Source organism: Microcoleus sp. K5-D4, from assembly GCF_036704575.1.
Classification (GTDB): Bacteria; Cyanobacteriota; Cyanobacteriia; order Cyanobacteriales; family Microcoleaceae; genus Microcoleus.
Genome location: NZ_JAUBSD010000043.1, coordinates 26,601 through 50,414 on the forward strand (window position 1 = coordinate 26,601; position 23,814 = coordinate 50,414).

Annotated in this window: 19 protein-coding genes and 3 tRNA genes; 11 read left to right on the forward strand and 11 right to left on the reverse strand. The window is 46.3% G+C overall.

Features of this window, described 5'->3' with window-relative positions; translation table 11 throughout:
• Nucleotides 1-85 precede the first annotated feature (85 nt).
• Nucleotides 86-976: a 50S ribosomal protein L11 methyltransferase gene (gene prmA, locus QUA77_RS15275; RefSeq protein WP_333450960.1), complete on the forward strand. Its 891-nt coding sequence runs from the start codon at nt 86-88 to the stop codon at nt 974-976.
• 54 nt (nt 977-1,030) lie between these two features.
• On the opposite strand, the gene QUA77_RS15280 is transcribed toward prmA, so the two are convergent.
• Nucleotides 1,031-1,624, reverse strand: a complete 594-nt coding sequence (locus QUA77_RS15280) for a hypothetical protein (RefSeq protein ID WP_333450961.1) — start codon at nt 1,622-1,624, stop codon at nt 1,031-1,033.
• Between the two features lie 87 nt (nt 1,625-1,711).
• Entirely contained in the window at nt 1,712-2,029 is a 318-nt protein-coding gene (trxA, locus tag QUA77_RS15285) for a thioredoxin (RefSeq protein WP_015178505.1), read from the reverse strand.
• Nucleotides 2,030-2,102: 73 nt separating this feature from the next.
• On the opposite strand from trxA, the gene fabG reads away from it, so the two are divergent.
• A complete protein-coding gene (fabG, locus tag QUA77_RS15290; protein WP_333450963.1) occupies nt 2,103-2,867 on the forward strand; it encodes a 3-oxoacyl-[acyl-carrier-protein] reductase in 765 nt (254 codons plus the stop codon).
• A 62-nt stretch (nt 2,868-2,929) separates the two neighbouring features.
• On the opposite strand, the gene QUA77_RS15295 is transcribed toward fabG, so the two are convergent.
• The 3 genes from QUA77_RS15295 to QUA77_RS15305 are packed head-to-tail and all read right to left on the reverse strand — an operon-like array spanning nt 2,930 to nt 4,968.
• On the reverse strand, nt 2,930-3,385 hold the full coding sequence (locus QUA77_RS15295; RefSeq protein WP_333450965.1) for an HD domain-containing protein: 456 nt from the start codon (nt 3,383-3,385) through the stop codon (nt 2,930-2,932).
• A gap of 17 nt (nt 3,386-3,402) precedes the next feature.
• Nucleotides 3,403-3,876: an NUDIX domain-containing protein gene (locus QUA77_RS15300; protein ID WP_333040310.1), complete on the reverse strand. Its 474-nt coding sequence runs from the start codon at nt 3,874-3,876 to the stop codon at nt 3,403-3,405.
• A gap of 36 nt (nt 3,877-3,912) precedes the next feature.
• Nucleotides 3,913-4,968 (reverse strand): adenylate/guanylate cyclase domain-containing protein, encoded by a 1,056-nt coding sequence (locus QUA77_RS15305; RefSeq protein WP_333450967.1) that lies wholly within the window; start codon nt 4,966-4,968, stop codon nt 3,913-3,915.
• Nucleotides 4,969-5,524: 556 nt separating this feature from the next.
• Between QUA77_RS15305 and QUA77_RS15310 the strand changes: the two genes are divergently transcribed.
• Nucleotides 5,525-6,658 (forward strand): class I SAM-dependent methyltransferase, encoded by a 1,134-nt coding sequence (locus tag QUA77_RS15310; protein WP_333450969.1) that lies wholly within the window; start codon nt 5,525-5,527, stop codon nt 6,656-6,658.
• Between the two features lie 321 nt (nt 6,659-6,979).
• The gene (locus QUA77_RS15315; protein WP_333450971.1) at nt 6,980-8,683 is read left to right on the forward strand and encodes a lipoxygenase family protein; all 1,704 of its coding nucleotides are present in this window, start codon (nt 6,980-6,982) and stop codon (nt 8,681-8,683) included.
• A 114-nt stretch (nt 8,684-8,797) separates the two neighbouring features.
• Here the strand turns inward: QUA77_RS15315 and QUA77_RS15320 are convergent, their stop codons facing one another.
• The 5 genes from QUA77_RS15320 to QUA77_RS15340 form a co-directional block, all read right to left on the reverse strand.
• On the reverse strand, nt 8,798-9,937 hold the full coding sequence (locus QUA77_RS15320; RefSeq protein WP_333450973.1) for a fatty acid desaturase: 1,140 nt from the start codon (nt 9,935-9,937) through the stop codon (nt 8,798-8,800).
• A gap of 334 nt (nt 9,938-10,271) precedes the next feature.
• Nucleotides 10,272-11,537, reverse strand: a complete 1,266-nt coding sequence (locus QUA77_RS15325) for a glutamate-5-semialdehyde dehydrogenase (protein WP_333040318.1) — start codon at nt 11,535-11,537, stop codon at nt 10,272-10,274.
• A 4-nt stretch (nt 11,538-11,541) separates the two neighbouring features.
• Entirely contained in the window at nt 11,542-11,946 is a 405-nt protein-coding gene (locus tag QUA77_RS15330; protein ID WP_039888086.1) for a hypothetical protein, read from the reverse strand.
• Nucleotides 11,947-12,194: 248 nt separating this feature from the next.
• Nucleotides 12,195-12,266, reverse strand: a tRNA-Gly gene (locus tag QUA77_RS15335).
• Between the two features lie 68 nt (nt 12,267-12,334).
• Nucleotides 12,335-12,487, reverse strand: a complete 153-nt coding sequence (locus QUA77_RS15340; RefSeq protein WP_333040321.1) for a hypothetical protein — start codon at nt 12,485-12,487, stop codon at nt 12,335-12,337.
• Here QUA77_RS15340 and QUA77_RS15345 point away from each other — a divergent pair.
• The 4 genes from QUA77_RS15345 (at nt 12,486) to QUA77_RS15360 (ending at nt 15,156) form a co-directional block, all read left to right on the forward strand.
• Nucleotides 12,486-12,626 carry a hypothetical protein gene (locus QUA77_RS15345; protein WP_172188980.1) on the forward strand — a complete coding sequence of 47 codons (141 nt, stop codon included), beginning with the start codon at nt 12,486-12,488 and terminating at the stop codon, nt 12,624-12,626. The genes QUA77_RS15340 and QUA77_RS15345 overlap by 2 nt on opposite strands.
• A 288-nt stretch (nt 12,627-12,914) precedes the next feature.
• On the forward strand, nt 12,915-14,732 hold the full coding sequence (locus tag QUA77_RS15350) for an ABC transporter ATP-binding protein (RefSeq protein ID WP_333040323.1): 1,818 nt from the start codon (nt 12,915-12,917) through the stop codon (nt 14,730-14,732).
• 197 nt (nt 14,733-14,929) lie between these two features.
• A tRNA-Tyr gene (locus QUA77_RS15355) sits at nt 14,930-15,011 on the forward strand.
• A gap of 73 nt (nt 15,012-15,084) precedes the next feature.
• Nucleotides 15,085-15,156: transfer RNA gene (locus QUA77_RS15360), tRNA-Thr, on the forward strand.
• A gap of 383 nt (nt 15,157-15,539) precedes the next feature.
• Here the strand turns inward: QUA77_RS15360 and QUA77_RS15365 are convergent.
• A complete protein-coding gene (locus tag QUA77_RS15365) occupies nt 15,540-18,098 on the reverse strand; it encodes a PhoD-like phosphatase (protein WP_333040326.1) in 2,559 nt (852 codons plus the stop codon).
• A 145-nt stretch (nt 18,099-18,243) separates the two neighbouring features.
• Between QUA77_RS15365 and QUA77_RS15370 the strand changes: the two genes are divergently transcribed.
• From QUA77_RS15370 to QUA77_RS15380, 3 genes are all read left to right on the forward strand, one after another.
• On the forward strand, nt 18,244-20,406 hold the full coding sequence (locus QUA77_RS15370; protein WP_333040328.1) for a CBS domain-containing protein: 2,163 nt from the start codon (nt 18,244-18,246) through the stop codon (nt 20,404-20,406).
• A gap of 957 nt (nt 20,407-21,363) precedes the next feature.
• Nucleotides 21,364-22,230 (forward strand): ferredoxin:protochlorophyllide reductase (ATP-dependent) iron-sulfur ATP-binding protein, encoded by an 867-nt coding sequence (gene bchL, locus QUA77_RS15375; RefSeq protein WP_006634709.1) that lies wholly within the window; start codon nt 21,364-21,366, stop codon nt 22,228-22,230.
• Between the two features lie 34 nt (nt 22,231-22,264).
• Nucleotides 22,265-23,731 carry a DUF5331 domain-containing protein gene (locus QUA77_RS15380; protein WP_333040330.1) on the forward strand — a complete coding sequence of 489 codons (1,467 nt, stop codon included), beginning with the start codon at nt 22,265-22,267 and terminating at the stop codon, nt 23,729-23,731.
• Nucleotides 23,732-23,814 lie beyond the last annotated feature (83 nt).

Genomic DNA, 23,814 nt, shown 5'->3' on the forward strand with positions numbered 1-23,814 from the left:
CAATCCTCCTTCCTCACTCCCCACTTCCCAGTCTCCAGTTCCCCTGGGCCAATCTAAAATCTAAAATCTAAAATCTAAAATCGTTATGGCACATAGCTGGTGGGAAATTAGAATTCTTTGCGATCCGGCGCTGGAAGATATCATCTTTTGGCGTCTGGAACGGTTTAACTGTCGGGGAACTGCTACTGAGCTCAAAAGCAATTCCTGCCTGATGTCGGCTTATTTGCCCGAAGAACAGGCAGGATTGCTGGATTTGGCCGCTCTGTCTCTGTGGCTGCGCCAAGATGCTCTGTGTGCAGGTTTGCCCCTACCTGCGATGCAGTGGGATTTAATTGAAGACGAAGACTGGGGCAGCACTTGGAAGGAGCACTGGCAGCCTCAAGAAGTGGGCGATCGCTTTTTAATTAATCCGGCTTGGCTGCCCTTACCGACTGATACCGATCGCATCATTTTGCGTTTAGATCCGGGTGTGGCTTTCGGTACAGGTGCTCACGCCACTACTCAACTGTGTCTGGAGTCGCTGGAAATGCGTCTCGGTTTTGATGACAAAGAGTGCATCGTTGCTGATATCGGCTGCGGATCGGGTATTTTGTCGATCGGCGCGGTGTTGTTGGGCGCTACAAAAGTTTATGCTTTGGATACCGATCCTTTGGCAGTGCGATCGACCGTTAGCAACAGACTACTCAACCGCGTTAATTCTCAGCAGTTGGTTGCAGAGCTCGGAAGTATCGATCGCCTGAAAGAAATGGTAGATGAGCCGATCGACGGTTTGATATGCAACATTTTAGCAGAAGTAATCATTGATTTAATCCCGCAGTTCACTGCAATTAGCAAACCCACTACTTGGGGCGTGCTCAGCGGCATTTTGCTCGAACAAGCTAAGCCAATTGCCGACACTCTGGAACAGCACGGCTGGATTGTGGCTACTCTGTGGAAGCGCCAAGATTGGTGTTGTTTTAATATTCGGCGTAGTTAACAATATGGTAATTGCTAATTCCTAATTGCTAATTGGTAATTTTGAGTTCATGTTTCATCTTTGGGAAGTGAATTTAAATAAGTCTCTAACCTGAAAATAAACCGCGCCAGCCCAGTAAAAACCATTCACCAAAATCAACAACGTTTTTCCAGCAGAAGAATTAACAAAACCAAAAACGCGGTAAGTTGACAGCAGCACTAACAACATTTCAACCACAGAAACAATTGACCCGTAGTGCTTCCGATCCCAATAAGAAAAGGGACTGATAAAACGGTAATTGCTGAACGGAAAAAAGTGTCGGTGAGCGTCGTCATTGTGGACAGGCAAATCTCCCAGAGAGTGTAGTATCATGCTAATAAACAGAATTTGCACACTTTGCCAGCCAAAGTAATAAGCAATTAGCAAACCAATAACCGCAAGGGGAATTGAATGAAACAGAGCCACAATATTTTGCACAAAAGGCTCATAATATGCTTTTGACCAAATTGTAGCTGCGGGCAAGCGAGCAATGTATTTCGCCCAAAAGTAAAATAAAAATATTGGGATGTCGGGTAAAATACCGCCGATCACAATAATTAGATTAGCTTGGGGCAGTTGCGGTTTACCAAGAATTGCCAGATTGATAATAGCGTGGCTGGGAGTCTTCATAAGTAGGGTGCGTCAACTAGGATTATCTGATTCATAATTAATCAGATATTAACTGACGCACCCTACGTGTGAGATAATTGGCTCCGGTTACAAGTAAGGTTGCACTCGATCGATCAACTGCGCCGCTTGCATCACTCCCTCAATGCGATCGACCTCAGCGCCATTTTTGAACAACACCAAAGTCGGCAAAGCATAAATGTGATGTTGCGACGCCAACTGTTCGTACTTATCGGTGTCAATTTTGACAACCATCAGCTTGTCTTTCATCTGACCACTCACTTGCTCCAAAATCGGTGCCATCATCTGACAAGGCCCGCACCAAGTAGCGTAAAAATCTACCAACACCGGCAAGTCAGAGCCCGATAGTAACTCTTCAAAACTGCTGAACTGTTTTTGAACTGCCATAAGACAAAATAATTTTTTGGGTTCTGGCTCGATTTTAGTGCAAAATTCTCTGGTAGATTGCGAGGATACAATTATGGAACTATTACCAGAGACTTTTCAGAGATTGCGGGGTCAAGTTGCTGTCGTGACCGGTGCGTCGCGGGGAATCGGCCGCGCCGTTGCTTTAACACTAGCAGCAGAAGGCGCTAAAGTCGCCGTCAACTATGCGAGTTCGAGTGCTGCAGCTGATGAGGTGGTAGCAGAAATAGTCGGTGCTGGAGGAGAAGCTGTCGCACTTGCAGCAGATGTCTCGAAAACTGACCAAGTAGATTTACTCACCAGTAATGTCATGGAAAAATGGGGACGGATTGACATTTTGGTGAACAATGCAGGCATTACTCGGGATACTTTGCTGCTGCGGATGAAGTTGGAAGATTGGCAAGCGGTAATTGATTTGAATCTAACCGGCGTGTTTTTGTGTGCGAAAGCCGCCAGTAAAATCATGCTGAAACAGCGAAGCGGCCGAATTATTAATATTGCTTCGGTTGCTGGGCAAATGGGCAATCCCGGACAAGCTAATTACAGTGCGGCAAAGGCTGGGGTAATTGGGTTTACTAAAACTGTGGCGAAGGAGTTGGCGAGTCGCGGGATTACTGTGAATGCAGTTGCACCGGGTTTTATCACTACAGATATGACTAAGGATGTCAAGTCTGATGAGATTTTGAAGTATATTCCGCTGGGGAGATACGGGGAAGTTGAGGAAGTTGCGGGGATGGTGAAGTTTTTGGCGGCGGATGCGGCGGCGGCTTATATAACGGGGCAGGTTTTTAATGTGGATGGGGGGATGGTAATGGCTTAGGATTTCGGGATTTTTTTAACCGCAGATGCACGCGGATTAACGCGGATATTTGCGGTTAATAATTACTTTAAGGCGGCACACAACTGACTGAGGACTTTTTTGTATTTTGCAATGCGTTGAAAATCAGCCTCTGTGGGATTGGCGATGCGACGAATATCGAGGTTATGAGTAACATCAGCGATTTTGACTCGCAGTGCGATCGGGTTGGCAATCACACGTTCTAAATAAGCTGCATAAGCTTCTCCTTCTATTTTGGTAATCGCCGCGATCGCCGAGACTAGAACTTCAGGAAAACCTTCGCTTCTAAGTTGCTCAAGTGTAAGTTCAGAATCTTCGACCGCATCGTGTAGAACCGCTACGATTTTCTCCTCTATAGAGTTTACATTTTCCATTACAAATAGCGGATGATCGAGATAGGGATTGCCTGCTTTATCAACCTGCCCCTCATGAGCTTTGGCTGCGAGCGCGATCGCCCGTTGTAGTAATGATTGGTAATCTGAATTCGTATTTGACAACATAGTCAAGAAGTTCTGTATTAAAGTTTCTGTACCCTCGCGGGGAAAAGGTCGTGTGTGGTTTTTGATTTTAAATATTCCTGCAACAATGTCCAAGCCATTTGAGTACCTTCCCCGGCGTTGACTTTTTCAAAATCTACATCTTTTCTCAAAACTACCAAACCCACACCTTCTTTAATTTCTATTTTATCACAATCGCTAACTCTAGCCAAAAAAAGGTGGTTTTTTTGTAAAATTTTTCTCTCTTTTTGGGTTTTTTGGTGAGTAAAAGTTGTGATAAACTCCATTTTGTAATCATTGGTTGTGAGGCAAGTTTCTTCCTCCATTTCTCGCAGGGCTGCCTGCTGTGGACTTTCTCCACTGTCCACGCCACCACCAAAAGTAGAAAGCATTCCTTGACTGGCAATACCTGGAATATTATCTCGCAGTTGTGCCCCAATCTGACCGTTGGGGAGCATTAGAAAAATGCGAACTATTGACTGAGGAATATTCATGTTATCGATGGAATAACAAAACTCAAAAAAGTTGAGCTAGAGTTTTCTAATTTGAATCCCAATTTTCCTAATCCAATTGTACACCGCAGCATACAAAGCCAGTAACTTATTGACAAAACTTTGCCAAATAGAACCTTCCCTTACCTCAGAAACTTCTTCGGTTTCCACGGACAGCGGGGGCATCCCGACTACTTCATACAGCGGATATTCGCCACTTTTCCCCGGAATTGGCACGGATACGCACCGATCGACGATCGCCAATTCCTTCACTTCCTGATAAGTCTCCTCGGAAATCAGTAAACTTGTTCCCACTTGCTTGTTAGCAGCCTCGATCCGGCTGGCCAAATTCACCGCATCCCCGATCGCCGTAACTGTCTGACTCTTCGACGCGCCCAACTTCCCCACAACCACGCAGCCGCAGTGAATGCCAATCCCAATCCGCAATCGGTGACGGTATAAAGTCTCAAAATAAGGATTGAGTTTCTCTAGTTCCTCCAGCATCTCCACCCCAGCCCTCACTGCTTGTTCCGCCGCTTTGTCGGGATTTTCCAACCCAAACAGCGCCATAAAACCATCTCCCATGTAATTATTAATCATCCCGCCATTGCGGTTGATCACATAACCCATTTTTTGGAAATAGCGATTTAAAACATAAATTACATCGTAGGGCAACAGCGACTCTGCAAACGTAGTAAACCCTCGAATATCGGCAAACAAAATTGCAATTTTCTTCTCTTGCCCGACAGGAGCCGAAATTGACTTTCCCGCCATTTCGTCGTTAAATGATTCCAAGTCTTCAGAATCGATCGCCAATCGGCGCAAAATTACCTTGCCGCCTGCAACCTGTGTCTGACAAGCTAGCCTAATTTCCGGTTCTAAACGCAATTTTTTGGCAAGTTCCTCTTCCGGCGAAGTGCGCGGAGAGCAAAATTCCAAACCTTCGACAATCAATACCCGGCAAGTCGAACATCGAGCACTACCGCCGCAGATGTGGGTGTGGGGAATGTCGGCACGCAGGGAAGCTTCGAGAATTATATCGTCGTCGTCTACCTCGATCGTGCGATCGTCCGGCAGATAGTGAATCTGTGGCATATGTGGCGCGTCTAGCTAATTAGCGAGGAATCTCGCGGACATCTGTTGTTATTGCAGCGAATCTGTATGCAAACCCGGTTTCTCGGCATTTTTTCTGTATCCCCTGATTCCTTAACTATAAGTCGCGATCGGCATTTGCTTCTCGTTTCGTCAGCTCAACCGCCCAACTGACACCAGTTTAAAAAAAGAATGCAACTCTAGGCAATAGTCCAACTCTTAGCTCATCATTCATTCTCAATTCTAAAATCTCAAATGGTATAATTGAGCACTAAAATTTTCATCGCACCGTGAAAATACCCCAATTCAAGCTGTGGAGTTCATCTAAAATCTAAAATCTAAAATCTAAAATGGACTGACATAATTCTTAATAAAATTCAGATCGCCCAAAGCCCTATAAATCCGTTATCAAATCCCCTTCAACCGCCATATATTTTTAGGATTTTGGGGAGGTGGGCTGTGCAAACCTTACTTGGCAATTGTTTCAGCTTTTTTGCTCTCTAACAACCAGCCAATTTTCGTGAGATAGAATAGCAGCATCTTTAAAACCAGTATAGCCATGACTTCATCAACAGCCCTACAAAGCATCGAAAAACACATTCCCATCGTGGGAGATGTACATAGCAAAAGTCCGATCGCCTACGGAGCAACCCGCCTCGCAGTCAGTGCAGTTAACACGGTACAAATGGCAGTAGCAGAGTCTTACATCAACGGATTAGAAGTCCCAGATTCAGTATTGCGATCGCTTTTTGATACCTGTATGCCCGTCTTTTTTAAGCATTTCCCGTCCCTGCTTGCACCCTACGAATGGGTACTAAAAGAAACAGACCATACAGCCGAAGGGCCGCGGGATTTAATGAAGATTCAGTACGACTTACCTCAAGCAATGCTGAATCCGATGTTAGGCGATGGAAAACTCATTTATCCTAAATACAGCATGGGATTGTGGGAAAAAGGAGCCGCCAACCTTGAACAAGCGCAAATGCAGATGATTGATGATGTGATTGAGAAGCTCGAGATTCAAGATGGCGACAATATTTTAGACTTTGGTTGCGGTTGGGGTTGTGTTCCCAATTACATTCTTTCCAAATTCCCCAATGTCACCTTTACTGGCATTAACCTCAGCCACCACCAATGCGAGTATATGCGGCACAAGATGGAAGACCGCGAAAGCTACCTTAGTTCCGGTCGCTTTACCCTATATGAAGGCGATTTGAACGACGCCAACTTCGAGACAAAATTTGACAAAATTCTCTCCATCGGAGTTTTTTGTCATGTAGGTAATTTAACAAAGGCTTTCCAAAAACTCGCCTCTTTCCTGAAGGATAACGGCAAAGTTTTCATTCATATCATCACAGTTCGCACCCCCAACAATATATCCAGCGTTTTCACCCACAAATACATTTTTCCCCACGGCCGTTACTGGAAATACGATGCCGTTCCTAGCCACAATAAAGACCTCAAAACAATTCAAAGATGGTATCTCAACGGATACAATTACTCCACAACCTTTGCTAACTGGCTGAAAAACTTTGACGATTCTCAGGCAATAGTCAAAGATTTAGACTACGGCATCGACTATGCCAAATTTCGTCGAATTTGGCGGTTTTACTTGATTTGGTTTGTGTCTAATTTCGCGAGTTGCGACGGCGAATATAACGGCAACGGTCAATATTTAATGACTCATGCCTAATCGCTAATCCGTAGGCCCAGCTCAAAAAACAGAACACCCCGAACCCCGACATCTCAAAGAAGTCGGGGTTCTTGAGTGCGAGCTACTTATCTGGAGAATGAAACCTTTCAATCTAGATTTAGGGCGATCGAAAAGTGTTGCCTTCTTTTGAAAAATTTTTCTAAATTTAAAAAAATCCGGAATAAGATTATTCCTCGGTGAATAAGATGTATATCAAGCGTGAGCCTGCACAATACTTTTTAAATTCCATCCTCGATCGGTAGTGATGATGTCCGAGATTTTGCTACAAAAAGAGAGTTGATTTATACAATGGTAGACAATATGAAACCTTCTCTTCCTCAAGACGATCCGAACCAAGAACAGCGCCGTGATTCCTTGAATCGCCAGCAACAAGCTTATCAGTTTGACCATGAGAGTTTATCACCTTTGGCATTATTGAAAGATGTGCCACCAGTCGAGAACTTTTCGAGCAAGTATATTGGAGAGCGGATACTGGCAACATCGGAACTTCCAGGAAATATGCTGGCGGCCGATTCGAGAAGTTTTCTCGATCCTCTCGACGACCTCCAAGACTATGAAGATTTCTTTACTCTGCTGCCGCTACCTGCTGTTGCCAAAATCTACCAAACTGATCGCTCTTTTGCAGAACAGCGCCTGTCTGGAGCAAATCCGATGATGCTTCGTTTGTTAGATGCCGGCGATCCTCGGGCGCAAACACTGGCACAAATTTCCAGCTTTCACCCATTATTCGATCTGGGCCAAGAGTTGCAACAAAAAAACATTTACATTGCCGATTATACGGGTAGCGACCAACACTATCGCGCGCCTTCAAAAATTGGAGGCGGCAGCTATGAAAAAGGCAGAAAATTCTTGCCAAAACCGCGAGCTTTTTTCGCTTGGCGGTGGACGGGAATCCGCGATCGCGGTGAACTGGTACCCATCGCCATTCAACTAGATCCGACCCCAAATAGCCATCTTTACACCTCGTTCGATCGTCCTGTGGATTGGCTGTTTGCGAAACTCTGCGTGCAAGTAGCAGATGCCAATCACCACGAAATGAGTTCGCATTTAGGTCGAACTCATTTGGTGATGGAACCAATCGCGATCGTCACCGCCCGACAGTTGGCTAAAAATCACCCCCTTAGCCTGCTGCTGAAACCCCACTTTCGGTTTATGTTGACTAACAACGAGCTGGCGCGTTCTTATTTGATCGCTCCGGGCGGGCCAGTCGATGACTTGCTAAGCGGTAGCTTGCCAGAGACAATGGAAATAGCTAGAGAGGCTTGCAGTAACTGGAGTCTGGATCAATTTGCATTCCCAACCGAACTGCAAAATCGGGGCATGGACGATCCAAATCAACTGCCTCACTATCCTTACCGAGATGATGGATTACTGCTGTGGAATGCGATCGAAACCTTTGTATGTGGCTATCTCAAATTCTTTTACCCGACAAATGAAGCACTCGTCCCAGATGTGGAACTGCAAACTTGGGCTCAAGAATTAGCCTCGAATGAGGGCGGTAAAGTCAAAGGAATGCCCAGCAAAATAGAGACAGTTGAACAATTAATTAAAATTGTCACAACCATAATTTTTACCTGCGGCCCGCAGCATTCAGCAGTCAATTTTCCCCAGTATGAATACATGAGTTTTTCTGCCAATATGCCTTTGGCAGCATACCGGGACATTCCCAAAATTAATGCTTCTGGGACTCTCGAAGTGATTACGGAAAAGGACATTTTACGGTTGCTTCCTCCGTACAAGCGAGCGGCTGAACAACTGAAAATTCTATTTATTTTGTCAGCTTATCGATATGACCGTTTAGGTTATTACGATAAATCTTTCCGAGAACTCTACCGGATGAGTTTCGACGAAGTTTTTGCGGGAACCCCGATCGAATTTTTAGCCAGACAGTTCCAGCAAAATTTGAATATGGCTGAACAGAAGATTGATGCTAACAATCAAAAACGAGTCATCCCTTATTTGGCTCTCAAGCCTTCGTTGGTACTAAATAGCATCAGTATGTAGGAGTTTATTTTTGGGGCGGGCGAGACGCCCACCCCACAATAAAATTCATTTTTTGTGGAACAGGCCCAAAAGCCTGTTTTTCAGCATGGTTCAAGATGTGAGTTGCGCGAATTCTCAGCTTTTATAGTCTTCAACAATCGAGCAATTCACGGCCATTGTACCCGCAGAATCTGTGAAGGTGACTTCATCTTGATAATGCCGGGGTGTTTGCATCAGCAACCGCCAAGCTTTGCCACCATCGATTAAATTCAGGCGTCCGGGATAGTGAATTTGCAACAACTCTTGCACCATCGGATAATAGTTTGAGTTGATGCTGGGGAAAATATGATGCTCTGTGTGGTAAGAAAAATTCAAGTGCAGCAGGTCAAATATTTTAGGAACCCGCACTGACATACTGTTGATCAGCGGGTCATTAATGGCGGTCATCCGGCAACCCATGTGGTTGGTATAGATGTAAAACATTGCGCCTGCATGACCAATTGCGATCGGCAAAATGTAGGCAAGAGCGATTTTAAGCGGATGAAAATTTAGGTATAACAAAATGCTGGCATGAATTCCTAAAATTCCCAGACATTCAAATGCGATTGTCAATCTATCTTTAGGACTAACTGTAAAGGCAGCCGGTACGTAATCGACAGATTTATCGTTAAATAACAGTACCGAGGTGAGATTGCGGAAATTATGCACTAACCACGAACCGGCCATCCCTACCATTAACCACACCGGATTGACTTCCACCGAGGGTACAAACAGATTTTGAATCCATTTTCCCCAAGTATCTGGTTGCTGGTACAGATAGTTGCGATCGGGGTCGGCCACAGAGTTCGTGTTATTGTGATGTACGAGATTGTGCAGATTTTTCCACTGAGTAGGCGGCATAAACAGCATACTTAGTCCCAAAAAGGCGATCGGATAAGTGAGGCGCGACTTTTTCTGAACACTACCGTGCATCAAATCGTGGGAGCTAAATAGCAAAACTATGATACTATTGCCCATGATGACGGCTAAAGGTAAGTAAAGGCCTAAAAGATAGACAGGCCAGCGATCGAGATTAGCAGCAATTCCCCATCCCAGCAATAAAATAGCAGCGTTGATGAATAGTATTGCTAACTTGCTAGGATCTGGTTCAAAGGCATCTGATGGCAGTAGCAGACGCAATTTTTTAACATATACCGAGTGGTGAATTAGCGTTTCTTCGCCTAAAGTCGGCGTTGCCACCTTGTCTAGAGTATTGAGTAATTTTTGGGATTTCATGTTATCGCTAAAAGTATTTTCATGGGTGAGTTAATAACTTTTTAAAGTTAATTAGAGCCAGTACCGCTTTTAGATTGACCCACAAATGAATCGGGGGCTTATTATCAGGACGCGGAAATTTTATCTGTGTCCACGGTGTCGTTCCGGGAGCTTGTGACTAAATTGCTTGAGATCAAAGCTGCCTAATTGTTGTACCAAGATATTATTGTCTTCCCTCAATAAAAATTAGGGAAACAACTATTAAAGGCTTATAAAGGCTTAGCCATCGATAATACTATCCGACTTTTGACTTGGGTTTAATATTCCAATAACTAATCCTAAATATCCTATTAGATTAAAAAAGTCCGTTTCCTTGAACAATTTCTTTAATTGTTGTCAGCGTATCTAACCCGATTAATCCCCGACGATAACCTTTTTGGTTGGACATTCCCAAAAATATCGCATCTCCCCGATTTTGATAGCGCCAAAATCGAGGTGAGGCATTAATAAAAGTTGAGGCACTGTTAACATCCAGAGCAAATTGGCGACTTTCTAAGTAAGATTCAGTGGCAATGCAGTCAGCGTGGCCGCTGCTGTAGCGGTTGATCCAGCCGATCGCAATCTCTAAACTATCGACAACTTTAAACGCTATGGTTTTGTTTAAATACGGTTGAGTCCACTCGTATGGTTCCGCCAGCTTCAAGTCGGGGAAATCTGCAACAAGATCCGCATCGGCGCTAATTTGAAAGCCTTTTTCTTTTAAACTGTTCCACAGCCTAACTAAGGAAGAAGGCTTTTGGTTGCGATCGATCAGCACTTTCTCGATCGCATTAACAGGATCGGGAACGCTTTGATGGCTGTCCAAAATCATCCACCTTGCCATCTCCAAACTGCCAGTCGGTGACCAATAAAGGTAACAATTTCCCATTGCCGACCTCAAAACTGGTGCTGTACACAACCTTACTACCTGCTGCACCAAACTTGGCCTGCCGTAGGGAATAATTAAATTGAGATATTGGTCTTGAGTTACCAATTCTCTGATTGAAGCGCCCCGATCCGGCGGCAGTACCTGCAAACATCCCGATGGCAAACCGACCTCATCGATCGCCGAAACCAAAGCTTCTCCAATTACACTATTAGTGTGCCAGCTTTCGCTGCCGCCTTTAAGAATCAAACTGTTAGCGCTTTTGAGAGACAAACCCGCGGCGATCGCCCCCAACTCGGGAAACGCCTCGTAAATTAGAGCGATCGCCCCCAGCGGTAGCGACTGACAGTAAACCTGACAGCGATCGACCTGATAAGAAGCATTGATCACCCTGCCGATGGGATCTGGCATTTCCCCCAACCGTTCCAGAATTTGCACAGTTGTCTTTATCCGTTCCGGCGTCAGCTTCAGCCACTCCACGATCAACTCCGGAATCGCCATGTCCCGACTTGCTTCTAGATCCAGAGTATTTGCTTCTAAAATGTCATTTTGTCTGCGTTTCAGCGAGCCCGCCATCGCCTGCAAAGCTGCCGCGCGATCGGCACTCTTTGTCGCAGCCAACTCCAAAGAAGCTTGATAAGCACGACGCGCGACATTTGCGGCATCTGATGAATGGGTAAAATCCTCTATTATCATCTAGCTAACGCCTATAAGCCAGCCATACCATCAGCGCCGGCAGCATTGCTAGCAGCACCGCGACCATTGCCCACAGAATAATATTCGGGCCCGGCGAGTGTAGCGCCAAGGGCAACCAAATCACTAGCGGCACCAATATCATACCCAAAGCCAGTGGCAAATAATGAGCCTTCAAACCCGGATGCGCTCTGTTCCACTGGTTCCCTGTCCACCGCCAAGCCTGCTTGTAAGGATAGTTCGTTGATAGTTGCTCAATCACGTATCCACTTTCGTCCAATACAAATATTTGTTGACAGCGGTTGCAGCCAAAGGCTTCTGTCAACGTTATGGGAACTAGACGACCCCGGCGTCGGCAAGGACAGGGGTACTCATCGTTTAAGTCAATCTTTGGAGCTTTTTGAGATGGCACTAGCGATCGGATAAAAAAAGCGTTTTTGCAAAAATAATCGTTAACATATCCACTTAATCAAACTTGTCAATTTCGGCATATCGAGGCTGTCAACTCCCTATTCCGAGATCTCGCCCGATCGGCAATTTTGACTTGCAAGTTCTGGATTCAATCTTACCACTAACTTAAGTATTTTCAACCATCATTAGGACTATACCGAAAACTTTCTTGATATACTTTTCGGTTTCCTTGATTTTTTTATCTTCTAAAGCGGGTGACGCGATTCGAACGCGCGACATTCACCTTGGCAAGGTGACGCTCTACCACTGAGCTACACCCGCATTTCCTGCGGTATTAACAATATTGTCTCAATTCTCGAAATTTGTCAAGTCTTTTTAGTAAGTTTTTTTCACAAACCCAGTAAACCCCCCCCAAACCCACCCCCCACCTGCAATTTCAGCAGCCCGATCATTAACCAAATCAGTAATTGCCGTGAAAATTGACCGCCATCGGCCGACGGCAAAGCTACAATCAAGCTGGAATTGTGGGAGAACACTGTCATGTCAGATTTAAATCGCGGAATCATGAAGTTCAAGGGAGCTGACAGTCCTATAGCGATCGCCATTTCGGCGATTGTCATTGCCGGCGGCATCGGCTTCTTGATCTGGTGGGCGCTGCAATCAGCCTACACCTTCAGCTAACAGACTACTCAAACGTAAAACTTATAAGGTCTTGCTCAGAAGGCAGAATTTAAGAAAAATTCTGTCTTTTGCATTTTTTGCCATTAGTCTGGAATTGATTGCCCAGGAATGCGGATCGATTGCTGACGATCACATGATTGCCATAAATCACCCGATCGGGCGAGTCGCTAGCATGAGCCGAGATGACTCCCCGATCAACTACTTTTGTAGTACACTTGTAAACAAAGCGCGCCGAGAGCGCAATTTTAGATGCAAGTGTTTGCAAGGGTTGTATCTCCACACAAATTTATGGCAAGCTTTCAGGACATTTTCCAATACTACAGTCGCTACTGGAAAATATCAGTCTACAGCATAGGCGCATCCAGCGTTTTGGCACTAGCCGATTTGCTTGTTCCCTACGCGATCGGTCAAATATTAAACGTATTGTCGGGTCAACCTACAGATACAGTAACCCAAAAACTGATAACAGCGATCGCCTCTGTTACCCAGCACTCACCCAACAAAATATTATCGCTATCGGTCTTGCTGGGCATAATTTTTCTGGTAACAGTCGCCAAAGCACCGGTACAGCCTTGGGTGGGAAATTGGTTCCACTGGGCGATACCGTTGAGGGCAAGGCGCGATCAAATGAGAAGTGCGATCGGCAAAATCCTCACCTTACCCCTAGAATTCTACGACGAAAACAACGCCGGACGGATTGCCAGCCGCATCGCCAAAGGCATCGCCAACCATACTTGGACTTACCCAGAAATTGCCGGCGAATTCATCCCCGAAGTCGTCCGCTTAATCGGCATTTTTGCCGTTATCTGCTTAATTGAGTGGCGGATTGGCTTATTAATTTTGGTTTCATTTCTATTTATCCTCAGTTTCACCTTAAAAGGCCTGCAACAGGTGACGGCGCAGGAAGAAAGTCTGGATGAATACATCGAAGATACCGAAAGCCGCAACTCGGAAATTATCACCAACATCAAAACAGTCAAAGCTTTTGCGACAGAAAGCCATGAACTCAAAAGGCAAACAACCAGACTCGATCGCGAATCAAAAGTCGTGATCCACCGCATTCACAAAGGATACGTCATCCTGGGGACATACCAGCAGACGATCGTCCAGTTGTGTTTGTTTTCAGTCCTCGGTTTTAGCCTAGCAGCCACGGTTGCAGGCAAAATTTCCCTCGGATATTTTGTTACCGTCTACACCCTGGCAAGCATGGCATATTCCCAACTGCGTCCGATTAGCGTTATCGCCGAATTATTGGCGCGGCGTTATTCTTCAATGATCCGGTTCCACGAGTTTATGCAAACGCCAGACGGTGTTGATGCGGTTAATTTAGCAGAAAATGCTCGATCGGCGTCGCCTTATAAATTTACCGGCAAAGTTGAGTTCAGCGGTTTGACCTTCGGGTACGACAGTCAAAAACCCGTTTTGCAAGATGTGAATTTATTGATTCATCCCCGTCAAACTGTAGCATTAGTCGGGCGATCGGGTTCCGGGAAATCGACTTTAGTGAAACTTTTGTTTCGCTACTTTGAACCTAACTCCGGCCGCATTTTGATCGACGGAGAAGACATTTGCAGCTTAGACGTGACTCGCTATCGCCAGCGTTTAGCGATTGTCCACCAAGAAGTAGACGTTTTTAACGGTACTTTGCTGGAAAATTTGACTTACGGAAACAGAAATGCAACTTTCGAGCAAGTTGAGGATGCTTGTCGCATTGCCAAAGTAGACGATTTTGTGCGACTGTTGCCCCAAGGTTACTATACCGTGGTCGGAGAGAGAGGAATGCGGTTGTCCGGCGGTCAGCGGCAGCGGTTGGGGATTGCGAGGGCGCTGTTGGTGGAGCCGGATGTGTTAATTTTTGATGAGGCTACTTCTAGTTTGGACTATGAATCGGAGCGATCGATCCAGCTAGCCATGCAAAATATCCTCGGTACGCGCACCACCATCATTATTGCCCACAGACTCAGTACAATTCGCGAAGCCGATACGATCGTCGTACTCGACGGGGGTAGAATCGTCGAAATTGGCAGCCACGAAGAACTCTTAAGCCAACAAGGCATTTACCGCCGCCTGCACTCCCTGCAAGAAACCGGAGAATTACTGAATTAGGGATTTGGGCTAAGTCTAGACTTAGGGTGCTCCGGGCGGGCACCCAGCCTAGACGTAGCAATGCACACCTTAAACAGTGTTCAAATTTCCCGTCGGCCGCTAACTAACTTATGTGTTCTAAACTTAATGATTAGAGTTTTAAATATAATGTTGCAAATAAAGATTCTGGTGCTAGGATATATAACTGTGATGGAAATGGGTCGATGCCCGAGCGGTTAATGGGGGCGGACTGTAAATCCGCTGGCTACGCCTACGCTAGTTCAAATCTAGCTCGGCCCACCTCAATTTAATAAAAAGTTAAAATTTAAGAATTAAAAATTAATTTTTTAATTGGAGGTTCTTAATTTTTTATGCCCGTGTAACTCAGTGGTAGAGTACCTCCTTGGTAAGGAGGAAGTCACGAGTTCAAATCTCGTCACGGGCTTTCTAGTCTCTGCTATATCCATCAAGGGTTTCAGGTTCATCGCACATCAAGAAGGTTAGTTTTACGATCAACTTTCGTGCTGATGGTTTTCTAATATTTCCAAAACGACTTCCATATCTGCCAAGTCCGCCCTCGACTTTTTGCCTCTGGTCTTCAACTGGTTGATCAAGTCGGCTGGCTCTGGAAATTCTGCGACTCCCCACAAGAAAACTTATTCTTTGTGGAACAGGCCGGACAGCCTGTTCTTGAGAATGGTGTCACATCTCAGTTCTCACCGACTTTAGCGATGAGACTGGGGTTTCACCCCCGGCGGACACTGCCACAAACTGATCACAATATTGTACCCGTATCGAAATCCCCGACTTCTTGAAGAAATCGGGAATCTAATCATCCTCATCCAATCCCAGCGGCACAAAATATTGACTGTAAACCACACTATCCGGCTCCCAAAGAGGCCGCCAATAAACATTTTGCATCACCGCTTTCTCTCCATCACCCTCAGCAGGCCACTGAAAACTGACGATCGCAATATTGCTATATCCCACAATCTCATCACCCTCTTGCAGCCAGCGATTGCGCCACAACAGCGATATAAAATTCCACAACCTACGCAGGAATGACAATTGTTTATTTTTATGCGATCTATCTGACGCAGTTCCCTTTTCTAGCAGCAAAAATACCCGAGCTCTTTGCCGTTTAATCCAGTCAATCCGATAGCCCCAATCAGGCAGAGATTGTCTATTCCTGAGAGCAGCCGCCATAGCTTTCTTTCGGCCACCCCTCGAAATCTTCATTAATTCCAGTGGCTCATTCCATCCCAAACATTCGTGGGATCGCTCAGGAAACAGCGACTTAATTTTAGTATGAACTAAATGCGTTTTCCACTCCTCATTGATCAAAGCACTAGCAGTCAACTGCGCCAACACAGAATTTTGACAATTTGACTTATAATTCGCCCCCTTCAAAGGCTCAATATTCGATCGAGAATCGCCAAAATGACAATCCGACCAATAACTCAGTCGCACAGCAGCAGCATAGTGAATATCCCCGGTCAACACAATCACCCGATCGCGCTGCTTAAAAAACTCCGACAACAGCTTTACAAAAGCTAACTCATGAAAATTCCAAGCATCCCCTGCATCACTATTAAAAACCTTCCCCTGTTCCACATCCCACTTTTGCACCGCATCAATAATCCACAGACCCACCAAATTTGTTGGTACAACTACCAGCGTCGCCTCAATCTCAAACTCCCCTGTTTTATTCAGCAAATCAGTCTCCTTAAAAGGTTTTTGAATTTGCTCCTCAAAACCTTTGTGAGTCAAAAGCATGGGCGGATCGATTGCGCTTTTCACCGGATACCCCCGCCAACTCCGCGTATCCAGCACAATCACCTCGTGCTTAAAACTTCTCACATTAAAATGCCAATTCAAAACCTCACTTACACCCTCCTCATATCGATCCAAAATAAAAACATCTTCATCTAATTTCAACTTAGGCAAATGAGTTTTCGGATCGAGTCTGGGAATTCCCAAATACGAAGCCGCCTCCTCCCAAGCAGAAACATCATTCCCCGCCGAATTCGACCATTTTTCAGCAGTTGTTAATAATTTATCTCCCGGTTTTTCGCGATCGAACTGTGCAGGCGTATTTCCCCACGCCTGAAACACAGCGTAAGCCAGCAAAGCATTCTGCACCACCCGCCGTCCCAGCGGCTTTCCCAGCACTCGGTAACACCACTCTCGATTCAAATACAAATCGTCGCTAACATCATGGTCGTCGCAAATCATATAAGTAGGAATATTCGCTAGCGCCCTCCTCACCCTCCACAAATTGCGAGCAAAACCGTCAAGTTCAACAACTTCTCTATCCCAGACTTTTGCCTGCTTAGAATTTGGGCAAATATCCTTACCCTTCGGAAAACTCGTACACCAGAGTACCGGCGACCAAACTAACAAATACATCGCATAATATTCGCCCAAGCTAAACAAGTGACTTTTAGCATTGTTGGGTTTATTTACCAACATCGCCGTAAAGCCGCCAAAATCTCTGGCAATATCGCTGCGAGTCCCCGGCTGTAACTCAATTGGTTTTTTGGACTCATACTCAGCATCAGACGGTTTCTGAATTGGCGACTCTCTAAAAATTTCCCTCTCTTGGCCCAGTGCAGTTTCGTTTTCCGAATTTTTAGGTATACTGATACACAAATTCTTTTTTATTTGGGCATCATCCATCAGGGGTAGACTCTCTTCCCAGCCCAACAGTGTATCGCCAGCATCAGTCAGGGCCCACAGCATGGCATCGGCAACGTCGTCGCCGTAAATTTGGTCGCCCGTTAAAAACAGTTGATGGGGCCTGCTATTTGCCGTTCCTGCAAACTGTTCGATCGAATTATCCAAGATAGGCAGCGCATCTCTGCCGTCTCCGTGGGGCTTGCGACAAGAACCGTGAACGATACGCAAATAGTTTAAATCGTTCGGTGGCAGGGCAAAAGTCGGCAACTGGTGAGCGAAATAACTAATCGTCCCCGGCCCCAAAGCCGATAAATCAGGGGCGGCAGGCCACAGGCAAGAAATGAGATTTTCTTTCTCATTTTCTGGGACTGCACCCCCGACGTTCGACTCGCTACTCGCAGCAAACTCGATGTTGTAAGCATAAATTTCCCCCGATGTCAAGACATTGGTGTTAATTGGTTTAGCAGTCACCGCGACTACGTGCAGGTATTTGCCGAGCTGCACGGTAGAGTTTGCACCTTGGAGCAAGGGCCGATCGACAATTTCGCCGGTTCCGCCCTCAGTCGAATAAACCTTGAGTTCGACTCGGCGGGGTGCTTTCAGAGCCAGCCAAACTGTCACGGCCCGACTTTCAGTCCGGCGCAAAATCGGACCCGCAAGGATAAGCGGCAAGTGATGAATTCGATGACTTAAGGGAGTCCACGACATAGAATTTAAAAAATAAAAATTAAATAAGGGTGTTCTAGCAATCAGATTTTAGGCGATCGAGCATCTCTCACTCGCTTAATTAATGCTAAGTCTGCCAACCCAAGTCTCCAAAATTGTAACAACTCATTAAGTAAAATTAATAATCATGCTACAAGAAGAAAAATTACAACATTTCCGAGATTTAGCCCCGCAGTTGCCCGTAATTAAATCATCAGAACCGGCCGGACGCCCTAACAGCCGGCCGCTCTACTCGTCACCTTTAGATCGGGCGATCGACCGCCACCCCCTCACCGTGGCTCCACAAACCCCGATCGCCCAGGTGTTGGCTCTCATGAATCCGATGCGCGTCTCCTGTCAGCTTTGTGGCGAAAAACAAAACGCTGTTGCTAGCGCAGCCAAGCGCAGTTGCGTATTAGTCGTGGAAGATAATCGACCGATCGGCATTTTTACAGAACGGGATATCGTCAAGCTAACTACCGTCGCAGCTTGTACAGTCGGACTGACAATTGCTGACGTAATGACTCGATCGCCCATTACCCTCAAACAATCCGAGTCTCAAGATATTTTCACAGCTATGTTCACGTTGCGCCAGCACCAGATCCGGCATTTGCCCGTAGTGGACGACGACTCGCGACTTCTCGGCATCATCACCCGCGAAGCTATTCACGAAGCCCTGCAACCGATTAACTTGCTCACCAATTTGCGCTGTGCAGCAGATGTCATGACGAAAGAAGTCATTTCTGCCCCAACAACTGCCTCAGCCCTCGATTTAGCCCAGCTCATGGTCAAGCATCGAGTTAGTTCCGTCGTCATTGTCAAAGAGCAAACTCAGCATCCGGATCGGGCGATCGCACCACCACAAAATTATCAAATTCCGATCGGCATTGTCACCGAGCGCGACATCGTGCAGTTTCACGCCCTCGAGCTCAACCTCTCGGAAATCCCAGCAGCAAGGGCCATGAGTGCGCCTTTATTTTGCATATCTCCCGCCGATTCCCTGTGGAGTGTCCACCAGTCCATGCAGCGCCACTGCGTCCGCCGTTTGGTAGTAGTTGGCAGCCAGGGAGAACTTTTGGGCGTTGTGTCTCAGACAAATTTGCCGCAAGTTTTTAACCAATCTGAAATGTATGGGACGATCGAGCTGTTGCAACAAGCAGTGGACGATCGAGCCACCCAATTGCAGAAAGCCAACCAACTTTTGCAGGAAGAAATTTTAGAGAGGCAACGGGCCCAAGAAGCCCTGCGCCAAGCTCACGACGACTTAAAAAAACAAGTTGAAGAACGCACGGCTCAACTTTTAGAATCCAATGAATTGTTGAGACGGGATATTATCAAGCGCCAGAGAGTCGAAGAAGTCCTGCGGCGAAAGCAAAATTGCTTGAAAAATCAAGCACAGCAATTAGAGGAGACTGTGCGAAAGTTGCAGCAAACTCAAACTCAATTAGTGCAAACCGAAAAAATGTCTTCTTTGGGACAAATGATTGCCGGTATCGCTCACGAAATTAACAATCCTGTTAATTTTATCTACGGCAACCTTTCCCACGCCAGCCACTACATCAAAGAATTGCTCCAACTTTTGGGACTTTATCAGCAGCACTATCCGGAACCAGTCTCGGAAATTCGGGAAGCAGCAGCAGAGATGGAAATCGATTTTTTGGTAGAAGACTTATCTAAGCTAGTGTCTTCTATGCAAGTAGGAACCGAGCGCATCCGCCAAATAGTTGTGTCGATGCGTAATTTTTCCAGATCCGATCAATCTAACACCAAGCTCGTTGACATTCACGAGGGACTCGAAACCACTTTGTTGATTTTGCAGCATCGGCTCAAACCCCACGGCGGACATCCACCTATCCAGATTATTAAAGAATATGGCAATTTGCCCCACATCGAGTGCTGTGCCAGTCAGATCAATCAGGTGTTCATGAATATTATCGGCAATGCTATTGATGCTTTGGATGAAGAAATCCAGAAAGGGGAATGGGCGACGAGAAATGCGAAAAATTCACTCCCGTCAAATCCTAGTTCTCCATTGACTCTTCCCACTATTACAATTCGCACTGAAGTTGTTGGTGGCGATTTTGTGGCGATCCGCATTTCCGACAACGGGCGGGGCATACCTGATGAGATTCGTCGCCAATTATTTGACCCGTTTTTTACTACCAAACCAGTCGGCAAGGGCACTGGGTTGGGACTGTCGATTTCTTACCATTTAGTTGTCGAACAGCACGGGGGGCGGCTCGACTGCGTTTCCGAAGCTGGACGGGGCACTGAATTTGCGATCGAGATTCCGATCGTCAGTTGTCATTAGTCAGCAGTCCTAAGATTTTAGATTTTAGATTTTAGATTCTAGATTTTAGATTGAAAAATTGAAGAATTGGAAATGACTCATTAAGCTCGTGGTTTGGATCACGGGCCTATAGTTGCATTCTTTTTTTCAACTGGTATCAGTAGTCATGGGGAAGACATGATATTCTCCCAATCCCCCACTCTCCCCATCCACTCTCCCTCTTCCCGACTCACTCCCCCACTCTCCAAATCCCCACCATTTCCTAAAAATTCACAATTTTTTACAAAACACCAGAAACCCCACCAAAGTGCATCTTTCCCAATCTCAAATCTCAAATCTCAAATCTCAAATCCCATAACTTTGCCCTCCCCTGACCCAACTGATCCGAACTCACTTCGAGTTTGCCTCATCCACTAGCGCCTTTATGACCGTTCCAGTTACCCGCACAAGCCATCAACTGCCTGCATCCTAGCCCCAAAGCCAAAAGCCCAGATTGTTTGAGAAGTTAATTTTTGTTTTATTTTTGTACCTCTTTATATTAAGAAAGTATTCTAAAATTAATTTAAAATCTAAAAATAATCTAAAAATAGATTTTTATATCAAAAAACCAGTTAAAATTCCCAAAGATGCAAAATAAACCAATTTACTAGCATTTTCATTTAGACGCCCCCTTTCTTTTCATCGCAAGTTAGCTAATAATGCTTTCAACGAGGTGACTAAGGGCCGAGTCCAAAATTGGTCTAACCCAAAGACGGATACAAGCCCCAAACAAAAGTCGTCGAGAGAGAAAATTTAAGTTAGAGAAAAGCCCCAGATTCATCTGTGGAGTCCATTCTTTAATCTGAAATCTCAAATCGACTGACATTAAGGGAATTGCAATTGGGCTATTGCAATTGGGCTATTGCAATTGGGCGAGCGAAAAAAAGCATGAAAACCCAGCCCTCATCGTTTTGATAGAAACCTATAGGAGAACCAAGAGTGAAACTAGCAGTTTACGGAAAAGGTGGAATTGGTAAATCAACAACAAGCTGCAACATCTCCGTTGCCCTAGCCAAGCGCGGCAAGAAAGTTTTGCAAATCGGTTGCGATCCAAAGCACGACAGCACATTTACCCTCACTGGCTTCTTGATCCCCACAATTATTGACACCCTTCAGCAAAAGGACTATCACTACGAAGACGTTTGGCCCGAAGATGTCATCTACAAAGGCTACGGCGGCGTTGACTGCGTAGAAGCAGGCGGCCCTCCCGCAGGAGCTGGCTGCGGCGGCTATGTAGTCGGTGAAACCGTCAAACTCCTCAAAGAACTCAATGCGTTCGACGAATACGACATCATCCTGTTCGACGTACTCGGCGACGTAGTGTGCGGCGGTTTTGCAGCCCCATTGAACTACGCCGATTACTGCATGATTGTTACCGACAACGGGTTCGACGCTTTATTTGCAGCCAACCGCATCGCCGCCTCAGTCCGCGAAAAAGCCCGCACTCACCCGTTGCGGCTCGCCGGTTTAATTGGCAACCGCACCTCAAAGCGCGACTTGATCGACAAATACATTGACTCTGTACCGATGCCGGTGCTGGAAGTGCTGCCCCTGATTGAAGACATTCGCGTTTCTCGCGTCAAAGGCAAAACATTGTTTGAGATGGCTGAAAGCGATCCTTCCCTCAACTACGTCTGCGATTACTACCTCAACATCGCTGACCAGATTTTGGCCATGCCCGAAGGAGTAGTGCCCAACGACACGCCCGATCGCGAATTATTCGCCTTACTTTCAGATTTTTATCTAAATCCAGTGCAACCGGTGGTCAAGAAGGAGGAAGATGAGCTAGACCTGATGATGGTTTAATAGGTCTAGCGATCAGGATGAGGATAAAGAGGTTATGGCTTTTTTTGATACTTTTTCAGTTGCTCTCAAACAGAAGTGGTTGGACTACTACCAGGTAAATCGGGCTTGGCTGCTCCTGCACATGACGGCTGAGAACACGGTCGCCACACCCGACGGCGGGAAAAGGCCTGTTTCTTACCTCATCCTGGGAATTGCGGCTGCCCTGGAGCCGGAACTCCAGCAATTAATGCTGCCCTTCTCAAAACTCAAGCCGGATGCAGACAGCCTGATCGAAGTGTTGGGGCTAAATTTTGACCCGGACATAGCGCTGGGTATGCCCTCAAATCTCGCGCCGCAGACGGCCGGCAAATCTCCAACACCCGCAGCAGCTCAAACTGCAACTGCTGCAACCGCAGCAGCTCAAACTGCAACTACTGCACCCGTAGCAGCTCAAACTGCAACTGCTGCACCCGTAGCAGCTCAAACTGCAACTGCTGCACCCGTAGCAGCTCAAACTGCAACTGCTGCACCCGCCGCAGCCAAATCTAATAAATTGGGCGGTGCTGCCTTAGCAGCCGGCGGAGTAGTCGCCGGAGTCGCCGGAGTCGCCGGTCTGGCAGCAGCAGCGTCAGCACTGAGCTCAGAGGAGGAATCCTTCGATGAGTTTGAGGAAGAAGCGGTTTCCGACTTCGACATGGGCGATGACGAGGAAGAAGCTGTCTCCGACTTCGACATGGGCGATGACGAGGAAGAAGTTGTCTCCGACTTCGACATGGACGATGACGAGGAAGAAGCTGTCTCCGACTTCGACATGGACGATGACGAGGAAGAAGCTGTCTCCGACTTCGACATGGATGATGACGAGGAAGAAGCCTCGGCTTTGGACGGTCTCGGTCTAGAAGACGATGAGGAAGACGCCGTATCTGACTTCGGTATGGGCGACGATGAGGAAGACGCCGTATCTGACTTTGATATGGGCGACGATGAGGAAGACGCCGTATCTGACTTTGATATGGGTGATGACGAGGAAGATGAAGCCTCGGCTTTGGGCGGTCTCGACCTCGGCGATGACGAGGAAGATGAAGCCTCGGCTTTGGGCGGTCTCGACCTCGGCGATGACGAGGAAGATGAAGCTTTGGCTTTGGGCGGTCTCGACCTCGGCGATGACGAGGAAGATGAAGCCTCACAATTTGGGACTTTGACCTCGGGAGATCTCGAATCGGGGATTTCCGATCCGTTTGGGGAAGAAGATGAAGAGTTTGTCGCCGAAGAAATACCCGATCCTTTTGGGACAGCGACCTCAGATGACCTAGACATGGATCTGGGCGACTTGGACGATGACGGTATTGACGATTTCTCTGTATCTGATGACGATGACCTCGATGATCTCGGACTCGACGATCTGGGGGAAGCAACTACCGGAGATCCTGACGAAGATGATTTAGATGCTCTAGGTCTCGGCGATTTGGATTCCGACGATGAGGATGAAGAAATTTCCGGGTTTTTATCTGATTTTAAGTGAGGTTGTTGCGATCGCCCGCATCTGTTCTAGTCTTGAAGTTTCCCGCTCTATTTGTGAGTTGTGAGTTGCGAGTTGTTAATTTT

Excerpts from the sequence above, each read along its gene's own strand:
- QUA77_RS15370 (WP_333040328.1), top strand. The coding sequence starts at position 18,244 with ATGCTACAAGAAGAAAAATTACAACATTTCCGAGATTTAGCCCCGCAG.
- QUA77_RS15380 (WP_333040330.1), top strand. The coding sequence starts at position 22,265 with ATGGCTTTTTTTGATACTTTTTCAGTTGCTCTCAAACAGAAGTGGTTG.
- prmA (WP_333450960.1), top strand. The coding sequence starts at position 86 with ATGGCACATAGCTGGTGGGAAATTAGAATTCTTTGCGATCCGGCGCTG.
- QUA77_RS15305 (WP_333450967.1), bottom strand. The coding sequence starts at position 4,968 with ATGCCACAGATTCACTATCTGCCGGACGATCGCACGATCGAGGTAGAC.
- QUA77_RS15295 (WP_333450965.1), bottom strand. The coding sequence starts at position 3,385 with ATGTTGTCAAATACGAATTCAGATTACCAATCATTACTACAACGGGCG.
- trxA (WP_015178505.1), bottom strand. The coding sequence starts at position 2,029 with ATGGCAGTTCAAAAACAGTTCAGCAGTTTTGAAGAGTTACTATCGGGC.
- QUA77_RS15365 (WP_333040326.1), bottom strand. The coding sequence starts at position 18,098 with ATGTCGTGGACTCCCTTAAGTCATCGAATTCATCACTTGCCGCTTATC.
- QUA77_RS15320 (WP_333450973.1), bottom strand. The coding sequence starts at position 9,937 with ATGAAATCCCAAAAATTACTCAATACTCTAGACAAGGTGGCAACGCCG.
- QUA77_RS15325 (WP_333040318.1), bottom strand. The coding sequence starts at position 11,537 with ATGATAATAGAGGATTTTACCCATTCATCAGATGCCGCAAATGTCGCG.
- QUA77_RS15315 (WP_333450971.1), top strand. The coding sequence starts at position 6,980 with ATGAAACCTTCTCTTCCTCAAGACGATCCGAACCAAGAACAGCGCCGT.
- QUA77_RS15300 (WP_333040310.1), bottom strand. The coding sequence starts at position 3,876 with ATGAATATTCCTCAGTCAATAGTTCGCATTTTTCTAATGCTCCCCAAC.
- fabG (WP_333450963.1), top strand. The coding sequence starts at position 2,103 with ATGGAACTATTACCAGAGACTTTTCAGAGATTGCGGGGTCAAGTTGCT.
- QUA77_RS15345 (WP_172188980.1), top strand. The coding sequence starts at position 12,486 with ATGTCAGATTTAAATCGCGGAATCATGAAGTTCAAGGGAGCTGACAGT.
- QUA77_RS15340 (WP_333040321.1), bottom strand. The coding sequence starts at position 12,487 with ATGACAGTGTTCTCCCACAATTCCAGCTTGATTGTAGCTTTGCCGTCG.
- QUA77_RS15280 (WP_333450961.1), bottom strand. The coding sequence starts at position 1,624 with ATGAAGACTCCCAGCCACGCTATTATCAATCTGGCAATTCTTGGTAAA.
- QUA77_RS15350 (WP_333040323.1), top strand. The coding sequence starts at position 12,915 with ATGGCAAGCTTTCAGGACATTTTCCAATACTACAGTCGCTACTGGAAA.
- QUA77_RS15310 (WP_333450969.1), top strand. The coding sequence starts at position 5,525 with ATGACTTCATCAACAGCCCTACAAAGCATCGAAAAACACATTCCCATC.